The sequence below is a fragment of the Streptomyces sp. R-07 genome (assembly GCF_049913175.1).
In the GTDB taxonomy this organism is placed as follows: Bacteria; Actinomycetota; Actinomycetes; order Streptomycetales; family Streptomycetaceae; genus Streptomyces.
The window spans coordinates 7,393,573-7,406,161 of the sequence record NZ_CP183978.1 but is presented as its reverse complement, the minus strand read 5'-3'; the positions used below and the strand labels follow the sequence as shown (position 1 = coordinate 7,406,161).

Annotated in this window: 9 protein-coding genes; 6 read left to right on the top strand and 3 right to left on the bottom strand. The window is 72.4% G+C overall.

Features of this window, described 5'->3' with window-relative positions; genetic code table 11:
* Positions 1 to 10: 10 nt before the first annotated feature.
* From ACN9M0_RS33810 to ACN9M0_RS33795, 4 genes are all read left to right on the top strand, one after another.
* Positions 11 to 1,315, top strand: coding sequence for an extracellular solute-binding protein (locus tag ACN9M0_RS33810; protein WP_366041405.1), 1,305 nt, complete (start codon positions 11 to 13; stop codon positions 1,313 to 1,315).
* 142 nt (positions 1,316 to 1,457) lie between these two features.
* Positions 1,458 to 2,420 (top strand): carbohydrate ABC transporter permease, encoded by a 963-nt coding sequence (locus ACN9M0_RS33805; RefSeq protein WP_399697425.1) that lies wholly within the window; start codon positions 1,458 to 1,460, stop codon positions 2,418 to 2,420.
* Positions 2,417 to 3,283, top strand: a complete 867-nt coding sequence (locus tag ACN9M0_RS33800) for a carbohydrate ABC transporter permease (protein ID WP_366041406.1) — start codon at positions 2,417 to 2,419, stop codon at positions 3,281 to 3,283. Before ACN9M0_RS33805 ends, ACN9M0_RS33800 begins: the two co-directional genes overlap by 4 nt.
* Before the next feature lie 56 nt (positions 3,284 to 3,339).
* Entirely contained in the window at positions 3,340 to 4,743 is a 1,404-nt protein-coding gene (locus tag ACN9M0_RS33795; RefSeq protein ID WP_366041407.1) for a GH1 family beta-glucosidase, read from the top strand.
* Between the two features lie 18 nt (positions 4,744 to 4,761).
* Here ACN9M0_RS33795 and ACN9M0_RS33790 read toward each other — a convergent pair whose 3' ends face one another.
* Together ACN9M0_RS33790 and ACN9M0_RS33785 are read right to left on the bottom strand one after the other, a co-directional pair.
* Positions 4,762 to 5,469 carry a hypothetical protein gene (locus ACN9M0_RS33790; RefSeq protein ID WP_399697429.1) on the bottom strand — a complete coding sequence of 236 codons (708 nt, stop codon included), beginning with the start codon at positions 5,467 to 5,469 and terminating at the stop codon, positions 4,762 to 4,764.
* Between the two features lie 32 nt (positions 5,470 to 5,501).
* Positions 5,502 to 6,419, bottom strand: coding sequence for a LysR family transcriptional regulator (locus ACN9M0_RS33785; RefSeq protein ID WP_366041409.1), 918 nt, complete (start codon positions 6,417 to 6,419; stop codon positions 5,502 to 5,504).
* A gap of 62 nt (positions 6,420 to 6,481) precedes the next feature.
* On the opposite strand from ACN9M0_RS33785, the gene ACN9M0_RS33780 reads away from it, so the two are divergent.
* The gene (locus tag ACN9M0_RS33780; protein WP_366041410.1) at positions 6,482 to 6,832 is read left to right on the top strand and encodes a DoxX family protein; all 351 of its coding nucleotides are present in this window, start codon (positions 6,482 to 6,484) and stop codon (positions 6,830 to 6,832) included.
* Between the two features lie 17 nt (positions 6,833 to 6,849).
* On the opposite strand, the gene ACN9M0_RS33775 is transcribed toward ACN9M0_RS33780, so the two are convergent.
* Positions 6,850 to 8,268, bottom strand: a complete 1,419-nt coding sequence (locus ACN9M0_RS33775; protein WP_426404767.1) for a chondroitinase-B domain-containing protein — start codon at positions 8,266 to 8,268, stop codon at positions 6,850 to 6,852.
* Between the two features lie 521 nt (positions 8,269 to 8,789).
* On the opposite strand from ACN9M0_RS33775, the gene ACN9M0_RS33770 reads away from it, so the two are divergent.
* Positions 8,790 to 12,548 (top strand): choice-of-anchor D domain-containing protein, encoded by a 3,759-nt coding sequence (locus tag ACN9M0_RS33770; protein ID WP_426404766.1) that lies wholly within the window; start codon positions 8,790 to 8,792, stop codon positions 12,546 to 12,548.
* Positions 12,549 to 12,589: the final 41 nt, after the last annotated feature.

Genomic DNA, 12,589 nt, shown 5'->3' with positions numbered 1-12,589 from the left:
GAGGCTTCCCATGCCCATCGCCCGAGCCGCCAGAAGAACCGCCGCCCGCCTGGGGGCGGTCGTGCTCACCGGGGCACTGCTCGCCGCCTGCGGAAGTTCGACGGACGGCGCGTCCGGGGACGGCGCCGGGGGCGAGGTCACGATCACCGTGGACCTGTTCGGCTCCTTCGGATACAAGGAGGCCGGCCTGTACGCGGAGTACGAGAAGCTCCACCCCGGCGTCACGATCAAGCAGACGGACACGGAGGACGAGGCCGACTACTGGAAGTCCCTCCAGACCCGCCTCGCCGGGAACGGCGGCCTCGCCGACGTGCAGGGCATCGAGGTGGGCCGGATCGCCTCCGTCACCCAGCAGCAGGCCGACCGCTTCGAGGACCTCAAGAAGTACGGGGCGGACGCGCTCCAGGACCAGTTCGCCCCCGCCAAGTGGGCCGCCGCCACCGGCAAGGGCGGCGAGGTCCTCGGCCTCGGCACCGACGTCGGCCCCGAGGCCCTCTGCTACCGCGCGGACCTGTTCAAGCAGGCCGGACTGCCGACCGACCGCGAGGTACTGGCCAAGAAGTGGGCCACCTGGGACGGCTACCTGGAGCTCGGCAAGCAGTACAAGGCGAAGGCCCCCGGCAGGAGCGCGTGGATCGACAGCGTCGGCAGCCTGTACTCGATCATGATCGGCCAGGAGAAGGAGCGGTACTACGACGCCTCCGGCAAGCTGATCTGGGAGGACAACCCCGCCGTGCGCACCGCCTGGGACCACTCCGTCACGGCCGCGCAGGGCGGGCTGAGCGCCAAGCTCGACCAGTGGTCCCCTCAGTGGAACCAGGCCTTCGCCGCCGGCTCCTTCGCCACGATCCCCTGCCCCGCCTGGATGCTCGGGTACATCAAGGGCCAGGCCGGTGAGGCCGGCAAGGGCAAGTGGGACGTGGCCGCGCTCCCCGGCGGCGCCGGGAACTGGGGCGGCTCCTACCTGGCCGTGCCCAAGGCCGCGCGGCACAAGAAGGAGGCGTACGAGCTGATCAAGTGGCTCACCGCCCCCGAGCAGCAGACCCGGCTCTTCGAGAAGCAGGGCAACTTCCCCTCCGCCACCGGAGCGATCGAGAAGGTCGCCGGCGCGAAGGACCCGTTCTTCTCCGGAGCCCCGATCGGGAAGATCTTCGGCGACGCGGCGAAGGCCGCCCCCGTCCAGGTCCTCGGCGTGCACGACCAGAACATCGCCCAGCAGATCACCAACGCGCTGAGCGAGGTCGAGCGCAAGGGCACCTCGCCCGAGAAGGCCTGGTCGAACGCCGAGAAGGGCGTCGAGAACACCATCGGCTGACGCGAGCGGCCGGGCTCGCGCCCGGCGCCCGCCCCGTAGTCCCGCCCTGCTCCCTCACGGAGGCGCCGCCCCGCACCCCCGCCCCGCTCCCACCCGGGGGCCGCTCCGTACCCCCGCCGCTCACTCACCGAAGGGCCGCTCCGTGACCCTCACCGCACCCCCGGCGCCGGCCCCGCCGCGCGCCCTCCCGCCGCCCCGGCCGGGGCCCGCCCGGCGGGCCTGGCGGACGGTCTCGCCGTACGCCTATCTCGCCCCGTTCTTCACCCTGTTCGCCGCCTTCGGCCTCTTCCCGCTGCTCTACACGGCCTTCGTCTCGCTGTACCGCGTGGAGCTCCAGGCTCCCGGCGACATGGAGTGGCGCGGGCTCGGCAACTACACCGCGCTCCTCGGCGACGAGTACTTCTGGGCCGCGCTGCGCAACACCTTCACGATCGGCGTCCTCTCCACCGTTCCGCAGCTGGTCATGGCCCTCGGGCTAGCGCACCTGCTCAACTACCGGATGCGCGGCCGCACTTTCCTGCGGACGGCGGTCCTGCTGCCGTACGCGACCTCGGTCGCCGCCGCCACCCTGGTCTTCGCGCAGCTCTTCGGCCGGGACTTCGGGCTGATCAACTACGGTCTCGGTCTGATCGGCATCGACCCCGTCGACTGGCAGAACGGCACGGTCGCCTCGCAGATCGCGGTGTCCACGGTCGTCATCTGGCGGTGGACCGGCTACAACGCGCTGATCTACCTGGCCGGCATGCAGTCCATCCCCGACGAGCTGTACGAGGCGGCCGCGATGGACGGGGCCTCGCGGTGGCGCCAGTTCTTCCACGTCACCCTGCCGGGGCTGCGGCCGACCATCCTCTTCACCGTCGTCGTCTCCACGATCGGCGCGACCCAGCTGTTCGGTGAGCCGCTGCTCCTCGAAGGCTCGGTCTCGGGCGGCATCTCGCACCAGTACCAGACGCTCGGCCTCTACATGTACGAGCAGGGCTGGGGCTTCTTCCACCTGGGGCGGGCCGCCGCCATCGCCTGGGTGATGTTCCTGCTCATCGTGGTGCTCGTCGGGCTCAACGCCCTGATCGCGCGCCGCCGTTCCCGTAAGGAGGCCGACCGATGACCGCGCCCGTCCTCACCGTGCGGCGAGGCTCCGCGCGGGCGGGTCGCACCCTTCACGCCGGGCCACTCGCCTACGCGATCCTCGTCGTCGCCGTGCTGTTCTCGGCCTTCCCCTTGTACTGGACGGTCGTCGCCGCGAGCCGCTCCAACGCCGACCTGGCGAAGGTCCCGCCGGCGCTGCTGCCGGGGCCGCACCTGATGCGCAACTTCGAGGCGGTCCTCGAAGAGGCCGACATCGGCAAGGCGCTGCTGAACTCGCTGCTCGTCTCCGGGTCGATCACCCTCGGCACCGTCCTGTGCTGCACGCTCGCCGGTTTCGCCTTCGCGAAGCTCCGCTTCCGGGGCCGGGGCGCGCTGCTCGCGGTCACGGTGGGCACCATGATGATCCCGCCGCAGCTGGGGGTGATCCCGCTGTTCATGCTGATCGCCGAGCTCGGCTGGGTGAACCAGCTCCAGTCGGTGATCCTGCCGGGCCTCGTGTCGGCCTTCGGGGTGTTCTTCATGCGGCAGTACCTGGTGCAGTCGCTGCCGGACGAGCTGATCGAGGCGGCCCGGGTCGACGGCGCGTCCACGGCCAGGATCTTCTGGTCGATCGTGGTGCCGATCGCCCGGCCCGGCATGGCCGTGCTCGGCCTGCTGACCTTCATGGCCGCGTGGAACGACTTCTTCTGGCCGGTCGTCGCGCTCTCCTCCTCCGAGCCCACCGTCCAGGTCGCGCTGCGCCAGCTCGGCGGCGGCTACGTCCACGACCAGTCCGTGATCATGGCGGGCACCCTGCTGGGGACCCTGCCGGTGCTGCTCGTCTTCGGCCTCCTCGGCCGGCAGATCGTCGGAGGGATCATGCAGGGCGCGGTCAAGGGCTGACGCCCGCCCCACCTCCTTTCTCCTACCGTCCCCTCATTCAAGGGAGTCACCGTTCCATGACCGCTCTCGACGCCCGCTCCGGCCTCACGACCGCGCTCCGCTTCCCCGAGGGCTTCCGCTGGGGCACGGCCACGGCCGCGTACCAGATCGAGGGGGCCGCGGCCGAGGACGGCCGCACCCCCTCCATCTGGGACACCTTCAGCCGTACGCCCGGCAAGGTGCGCAACGGCGACACCGGTGACATCGCCGCCGACCACTACCACCGGGTCGACGAGGACGTCGCCCTGATGCGGCGGCTCGGGGTGACCGACTACCGCTTCTCGATCGCCTGGCCACGGGTCCAGCCCACCGGGCGCGGTCCGGCCGTCCGCAAGGGCCTGGACTTCTACCGGCGGCTCGCCGACTCGCTTCTGGAGGCCGGCATCAGGCCGGTGGCGACGCTCTACCACTGGGACCTGCCGCAGGAGTTGGAGGAGGCGGGCGGCTGGCCGCACCGGGAGACCGCGTACCGGTTCGCCGAGTACGCGGGGCTGATGGCCGAGGCCCTCGGTGACCGGGTGGCGACCTGGACCACGCTCAACGAGCCCTGGTGCGCGGCCTTCCTCGGCTACGGCAGCGGCGTGCACGCCCCGGGGCGCACCAGCGACCTCGCCGCGCTGCGCGCCGCGCACCACCTCAATCTGGCGCACGGCCTCGCGGCCCGGGCGCTGCGCGGTGCGCTGCCCGGCTCGGCGGAGGTGTCCCTGACCCTCAACCTCCATGCCGTACGGGCCCGTTCGGAGGCCCCGGAGGACCTGGACGCGGCACGCCGGATCGACGCGGTCGGCAACCGGATCTTTCTCGACCCGGTCTTCCACGGGCGGCTCCCCGAGGACCTGGTCCGCGACACGGCGTCCGTCACGGACTGGTCCTTCGTCGAGGACGGTGACCTGGCGACGGCGGCGGCGCCGATCGACTCGCTGGGCATCAACTACTACTCCCCCGCGGTCGTCGCGGCAGGCTCCTCCGAGTCGCCCTCGCCGTGGGCGGGCGCCGAGCGGCACGTACGGTTCGAGCCGGTGCCCGGGCCGCGCACGGCCATGGACTGGCCGGTGGACGCGGACGGACTGCACGAGCTCCTGGTCCGGCTGCGGGACGAACTGCCGGGCGTGCCGCTGGTCATCACCGAGAACGGCGCGGCGTACGACGACTACGCCGACCCGTCGGGGAACGTGAAGGACCCGGAGCGGGTGGCGTACCTGCACGCGCACCTGGCGGCGGTGCACCGGGCGCTCGCGGACGGCGCCGACGTGCGCGGCTACTTCCTGTGGTCGCTGCTCGACAACTTCGAGTGGGCGTACGGCTACAGCAAGCGGTTCGGCATCGTCCACGTGGACTTCGCGACGCAGCGCCGGACCCTCAAGGACAGCGCGCGCTGGTACGCGGAGGTGATCGCCAGGGGCGGTCTCGGGGAGGCCTGAGACCGCCCGGGCGGGTTCCTACTTCTTGAGGGAGCCGGCGACGAAGGCCCGCGTCTGCGCGGCGGCCGAGTCGAGGGGGATGTACTGGTCGTCGAAGGGGAAGAAGTCGAGGACTCCGGCCGCTCCGTAGTTCGCCCAGAGGCAGGTCGTCATCGGGAAGGTGTCGGTGACGTTCTGCCGGCACTTCACGACGAGGGAGCTGCTGGTGACGGTCTTGCCGGTGCCGTTGAAGTCGCGGCCGTAGTCCGTCGCCAGCTTCGTGGAGGCGTCGAAGATGCGGTTCAGCGCGGCGGTGGGGTCCGTCACGTTCTCGTACAGGTTGGTCCTGGCGGTGAAGACGGGCGCCGAGGCGGACATGGTGCCCTTGCGGAGGACGTTGCGCGGGCTGCCGAAGCAGGACACCTCGTCGGTGAGGTCCTCGTCCTCGATCTCCTTCAGGCCGTCGTCACCGGTGATGCTCATGTCGAGGTCGCTGCCGAAGTGGAAGCCGCCGTCGCCCTCGTCGCAGACGAGGCCTTCCATGGTCGGCACGGCGAGGGTGGTGTAGCGGATGCCGGGGTCGGCGGCGAGCTTCTCCGTCCCGGTCTGCTCCGCGCCCGCGGTGGTGGGCGCGGCTGCCGCCGGGTTGTCCGCGGACCGCGTGCCGCCGGCCGTCTCCCCGGATCCGCAGCCCGTCACCGCCGACGCCAGAACGACCGCGGCGACGACTGTCCTCAACCTGGTCACGTGCCCGTTCCCCCGAGATATCGCAAAGTTGATCATGATCTCGGTGATGATACGGGGGGACGGTCCCTGATGTGCGCGCAGCAGCGGACGAAGTCCCGTACGACGGGGTCGGTGTCCGCGGCCACCGTCCGGGCGACGCCGACCCGGCTCGGTGCGATGCCGGTGACGGGACGGTAGACGATGCCCGGGCGGGCGTAGAACCGCGCGGCCGACTCCGGGGCGAGGGCGATGCCGAGCCCCTGGTCGATCGCGCCGAGCCAGTCGTCGGGCTGGTCGACGACGGCCCCGATGCGGACGGGGCGGCCCTCGCGCGCTTCGGTCGCGAGCCAGAAGTCCCGCCATGCACCCGTCTCGGCGGGAGCGGCCACGAACGGCTCGTCCAGGAGATCCCGGAAGGCGATCGCGTCGCGGCCGGCGAGCGAATGGTCCGCGGGGAGCGCGACCCAGCGGGGCTCGGAGAACAGGACGTCCACCCGCAGGTCGTCCTGGCCGGGGAAGGGAAGCCGGACGAGGGCGACGTCGACGTCCCCGGTGGCGAGTCCGGCGGTGGGGTCGGACCAGGACGACTGCCGCATCGCCACCCGCCAGTCGGGCCTGCGGCGCCCGAACTCCTCGACGATGGGGCGGGTGTCCTCGTTGGCCGCGCTCGCCAGGTAACCGACCCGCAGGACGCGTTCCTCCCGGCCCGCGGCGGCCTTCACCTCCTGGAGCGTGCGGCTCAGGGCGGCGAGCAGCTCGGTCGTCCGCCCGGCGAGCACCCGGCCGGGTTCGGTGAGGGTCATGCCGGCCTTGGACCGGGTGAAGAGCCGCGCCCCGAGCTGCGCTTCCAGGTGCTTGATCTGTTTGGTCAGCGCGGGCTGCGAGACGTAGAGCCGTTCCGCCGCGCGCGTCAGGCTGCCTTCCTCCGCCACGGCGACGAAGTACCGCAGAAGCCGGGTGTCCACATCCATGCCGCCAGGTTATGGATACGGGTATTGGACGCCAAGACCGGCGCGCGACGAGGCTTGACCGCATGTCCCTCACCTACACCCTTGTCACCTCGATCACCGTCGTCGCCAACGCGGGCATCGCCGTCGCGGACTTCGCGCGGGCGCGCTTCGTCCTCGCCAACTCGGCCGCGGTGGGCGTGCCCGCGACCTGGATCCCCTGGCTCGCCGCGCTGAAGGCCGCGGGCGCCGCCGGGCTCCTGCTCGGCCTGCTGGGCGCGCGGCTCGTCGGCGTCGCCGCCGCCGTCGGGCTCGTCCTGTTCTTCATCGGCGCTGTCGTCGTGCACGTCCGGGCCCGCGTCCTCCGCAACATCGCCGTCCCCGCGCTCTTCCTGGCCCTGGCCGCCGGTTCCCTCGTCGGCGCCGCCACGAGTTAGGGGCCGCGGACGGGTGGTCAGGAGGCGTTCGGGCCCACGTCCGTGGGGGTGAGGGGGCGGCGGACCGGGGCCAGAGTGCTGTACTCGTCGGAGCCGATGTCGCGCGCGGTGCCGCGGGCGTGGCCGTCGATGTCCTCGGGGACGGGCGTCGTGCCGAGCGTCGCCGCGCCGATCGCGGGGCTGTCCACCGCGAGGCGGAAGACGCCGTCGGAGGACTGCGTCAGGCGGGGGTCCACGCGGATGCGTCCGGCCGGGGGGATCGTGCCGTCGGCGGCCGCGCCCCAGAGGATGTTGCTCTGCCAGGTGAAGCCGGTGGTCGCCCCCATCGCGACCAGGCTGCCGCTGTCCCCGACGAGGACGTTGTCGGCGACGACCACGTCGCGCGGTTCGTAGGTACGGGTCTCGCCCGAGAGTGAACTCTTGTTGGCCCGCAGGGTGTTGTGCACGATCACCGCGCGGTCGCAGGCGTCGTTGCCGCGCCGCTCCTCGGTGGTCTCGCCCTCGTGGTGGTCGCGCGTGGTGCCGCTGCCGATCACCAGCGCCCGGCCGGTGAGGCCGGCGAGGTGGTTGTTGACGACCAGGTGGTCGTTGCCGTAGAGGCGGATTCCCTCCTTGCCGCCGAGCAGCCAGTTGCCCTCGACGGTGGAGCCGTTGCCGTGGCGCAGCACGATGCCGCCCTGGCTGTCGCGGATCGTGTTGTACCGGACGGTGTTGCCGGAGGACTTCACGGAGATGGCCTCGGGGTCTCCGTCGCACCGCTCGAACAGGTTGTACTCGACGACCGCGTCGGCGGTGGAGAGCGCCCGGCTGCTGACGCCGAGGCGGATCGACTCGCCGCCGTTGGCGCCCGTGTAGCCGTGGTCGGAGAAGTGGTTCTTGAAGACGTACAGGCGCTGGGCGATGGCGGTCGTGCCGGGGCCGTCGACGACGACGAAGATGCCCTGGGTGGTCCGGTCGTGGAAGTGGTTCCGGTCGATCTTGGCGTCGTCGCCCTCGACGAGGACCCAGTCGAGGCCGTCGACGTCCGCGAACCGGATGTCGTTACGGGTGAGCCTGACGCCCGTGCTGTCGGCCGGGATCTCCAGGGTGCCGCTCTGCCGGAGCGAGAAGCCGCTGATGGTGACCGAGCTCGATCCGTCGAGGACGAAGCTGCGCGGGCCGAGCAGGACGGCGCCGCCCCGGGTCTGCGAGACGATGGTGATGCCGCTGCGCCCCGAGACGTCGATGGCGCCGCCCGAGGGGACGGTGTACGTGCCGTCGGCGACGACGATCCGGTCGCCGGGGACCGCGCGGTCGATCGCGCTCTGCAGCGCGCTCAGGGAGGTGACCGGTGCCGGTTCGGCCGCCGAGGCGCCGGTGGTGAGCAGTGTGTCGAGCGGGACGGCGGTGGCCGCCGCGCCGAGCAGCGAGCCCTTGAGGAAGGTACGTCGTCGCATGATGCCTCCTGGAGGAAGGGGAAGTCGTCGCCCGGTCACGGGCACGCCGAGGCGGCCCTGACCCGCCGGGGCCCGGGGCGGGCCCCCACGGCCCGCCCCGGGTCCTGACCGGTCAGGGCCGGTTTCGGACGCCGCCTCCCCGGCGGCATCGGCACGTCCTGGCCGGTGCCGCCCCCACGACGGCACCCGTCAGGACGACGACCGCCCACGGCGCCGGCCTCGGTCCTGCTCGTTCCGGTCCGTTCCCCGGAACGCGCCGACGGGCGTGCCGGGCGGATGGTCGTCCCGCCCTGGCCTGCCGACCCGCACCACCTTGCTCCGCGCCGCTCACGTCTCGCTCACGTTCCGCTAACGCCCGGGGAGGAGACGGAACTGCTCGAACGGCCGTCACGGCGCCCGCCGATCGGGTAGACCTGGGCGACGGGACCGGGCAACGGGGCGTTCGCGCGCGTTGGCCGGTTCACGATGATGGCGGCGGAGCGCCCTTGTCTTCGTCCTCGTGCGTCCATGAAGGTGGAGAGATGGCCGGCCGACGCAGGGCGATCGCCCGACTCCTGACGATGTCTCTGACCGCCGGTGTCCTCGGCGGCACGGTCGCCGGGACCGCCGTCCCCGCCACCCCTCCGGGCCCCTCCGCTCCCGCCGCCGTCGCACCCGCCCTCCCCGGCGCCCCCGCCGCCGACCAGACGACGATCTCCCACGACGACCTGCGCACCGGCTGGGACCGGGACGAGCCGGGGCTCGCCCCCGAGCAGGTGTCCAGCCCGGACTTCGGGCAGCAGTTCTCCACCACGGTCGACGGCCAGGTCTACGCCCAGCCGCTGGTCGTCGGGCGCACGCTGGTGGCGGCCACCGAGAACAACAAGGTGTACGGGATCGACGCGGCCACCGGTGCCATCGGCTGGACGAAGGACTTCGGCGCCCCCTGGCCCGCCTCCGCCATCACCTGCGGGGACCTGGTGCCGAACATCGGGGTCACCTCGACGCCGGTGTACGACCCGGCGAGCAACGCCGTGTACCTCACGGCCAAGGTGAACGACGGCCCGGACGTCCAGCACCCCAACTGGTATGTGCACGCGCTCGACCCGGCGACGGGCGCCGAGCGATCGGGCTGGCCGGTGAAGGTGACGGGCGCGCCGGTGAACGATCCGGGCCGGGCGTTCAACCCGTACACCGCCGGTCAGCGGCCGGGGCTGCTGCTGATGGGCGGTTCGGTGTACGCGGCGTTCGCCTCGCACTGCGACCGGGGGCCGTACGTCGGCTACGTCCTGGGCGTGAGCACCTCGACGCGGAAGACGACGCTGTGGGCCACCGAGGACTCCTCCGCGAACGGCATGGCGGGGGTGTGGATGAGCGGGGGCGGTCTGGTCTCCGACGGTCCGGGCCGGATCCTCTTCTCGACGGGCAACGGGGTCTCCCCCGCGCCGGGCCCCGGCAACCGGCCGCCCGGCCAGCTCGCGGAGTCGGTGGTCCGGCTCGGGGTGAACAGCGACGGCACGATGTCGGCACAGGACTTCTTCAGCCCCTCCGACGCGCCGCTGCTCGACCAGAACGACACCGACCTGGGCTCCGGCGGCCCGGTCGCCCTCCCCGAGCCGGCCTTCGGGACCAGCGCCCATCCGCGGCTGCTCGTCCAGATCGGCAAGGACGGGCGGCTGTTCCTCCTCGACCGGGACGACCTCGGCGGCCGGAGCCAGGGGCCCGGCGGCACCGACAAGGTGCTCGGCACCTTCGGCCCGTACGAGGGGGTGTGGGGGCATCCCGCGGTGTACGGCGGGCAGGGAGGTTACGTGTACACCGTCGGCAGCCGGGGACCGCTGCGGGCGTTCGCGTACGGCCTCACCGGTTCGGGCATGCCGGGGCTCACCAACACCGGCAGCAGCACGCAGCAGTTCGGCTACACCTCGGGTTCGCCGGTGGTGACGTCCACGGGGACGAACCCGGGCTCGGCGCTGGTGTGGGCCGTCGCGGCGGACGGCGCGAACGGTGCCAACGGGCAGCTCCGCGCGTACGACGCGGTGCCCGTGAACGGGGCGCTGCGGCTGCGCTGGTCGGCGCCGATCGGTGTGGCCTCGAAGTTCTCCGTGCCCGCCACCGACGGCGGGCGGATCTACGTGGGGACGCGGGACGGGCACGTGATCGCCTTCGGCCGTCCCGCCAACTCGGCGCTGACGGGTGACCCGGTGGACGCCGGCGAGGTCGCGGTCGGGGCGACCGGGACGGCGACGGCCACTGTCACGGCGACCCGGGACGTGACGATCACCGGGGTGAGCACACCGGCGGGCAGCGCGTTCTCTGTGTCCTCGGCGGGTCTGCCCCGTACGCTGCGGGCCGGCGAGACCCACACCGCACAGGTGTCGTTCTCGCCGGCCGCGCCCGGTCCCGACACCTCGGCGCTGACCTTCGCCACCGATCTCGGCGAGAGCGCGCTCGGCCTGACCGGGTACGGGACCCGGCCCGGCCTCGTCGCGTCCCCGGCCGCGCTCGACTTCGGGACGGTGGCCACGACGACGCGCAAGGCGCTCGGTGTCACCTTCACCAACACCGGGACGGGCGACGAGACGATCTCCTCGGTGTCCCTGCCCGCCAGCCCGTTCACCGCGTCCGATCCGCCGGCCGCCGGCACGGTCGTCCCGCCGAGGCAGTCCGTCACCGTGCAGGTGGCGTACGCGCCGACCGCCGCCGGCCAGCACACCGGGACGCTCGCCGTCACCGGGACGAACGGCACGGTGTCCGTCGCCCTGAGCGGCACCGCCGTGACCGGCCGGGCGCAGCTCACCATCACGCCCACGTCGACGGACTTCGGGCAGGTGAAGATCGGCGAATCCGTGACGAAGACCTTCGACATCAGCAACACCGGCAACATCCCCCTCACCATCACCAAGGCGAAGCCTCCGGCGGCTCCCTTCCAGGTCACCAACCCGATCAGCGAGGGCCAGGTCCTCGGCCCTGAGGACGTCGTCCACCAGGCCGTCACCTTCTCCCCCACGTCCATCGGCACGGCGACGGCCGCGTACGAGCTGACCTCCGACGACGGGAGCGGTCCCCACAACGAGGCGCTGACCGGGTCCGGTGTCGCCGGGACCACCGTCACCGTGCCCACACCCGGCGCGGGCGGCTGGAAACTGAACGGCTCCGCGCGGATCTCCGGCAACGACCTCCAGCTCACCCAGGCGACCGCCTCCCAGCGGGGTTCCGCCGTCTGGCCCGTGCCGGTGCTGACCGACGGCCTCAAGGCCTCGTTCACCACGGTGATCGGCGGGGGCACCGGCGCCGACGGCCTCACCTTCTCCCTGCTCGACCCGGCGAGGACCACGCCCTCCGCGCTCGGCGGCGTCGGCGGCGGTCTCGGCTACGTCGGACTGCCGGGCGTGGCCGTCGCCTTCGACACGTTCAAGAACCCGGGCGATCCGTCCGCCAACTTCGTCGGCATCGCCACCGGCGGCAGCGGCTCCGCCCTGACCTACGCGTCGACGACGTCGAGCGTGCCCGACCTGCGGTCGGGGACCCACACGGTCGCCGTCTCGGTCACGGGCAAGACCGTCACGCTCTCCGTGGACGGCACGCAGCGGCTGCGGACCACGGTCGCCGCGCTCACCCCGACCGCCCTCCTGGCGTTCACCGGCGGCTCGGGCAGCATCACCGACATCCACGCCGTGCGGGGCGCGTCGATCACCGCCGCCTCGTACGCCGTGCCGCCGCCCGGCCCCAACGGCTGGAAGTACAACGGCAGCGCCGCTCTGTCGGGCACCACGCTGGTCCTGACCCCGGCCCAGGCCTACCTGAAGGGTTCGGCGATCCAGGCCACCGCCGTACCCTCCGCCCGGCTGCGGGCCCGGTTCACCGCCACGATCTCGGGCGGCACCGGAGCCGACGGCCTCGCGCTGATGCTCCTCGACGCGACCCGGACGACGACCACCGCACTCGGCGGCGGAGGCGGCGCCCTCGGCTTCGGCGGCCTGACCGGAGTGGCGGTCACCCTGGACACGTACCGCAACCCCGGGGAACCGTCGTCGAACTTCGTGGGCGTCGCGACCGGCGGCACGAGCTCCACCCTCCGGTACGCGGCCACCTCGACGGCCGTGCCCGCGCTGCGCACGGGCAGCCATGTGATCGACGTCAACGTGACGGCCGCCGGTCGCCTCCTCGTCCTGGTCGACGGGGCCCAGGTCATCGACGTGGCGATGACGCTGCCCAAGAACGTCCTGGTCGGATTCTCCGGCGGCACGGGCGGATTGACGGACCGTCACGCCGTCACGGGAGTACGGATCGGGTACTGAGGTAATCTGCTCGCCCTTCGGAGCACGTACCCGATCTCTTC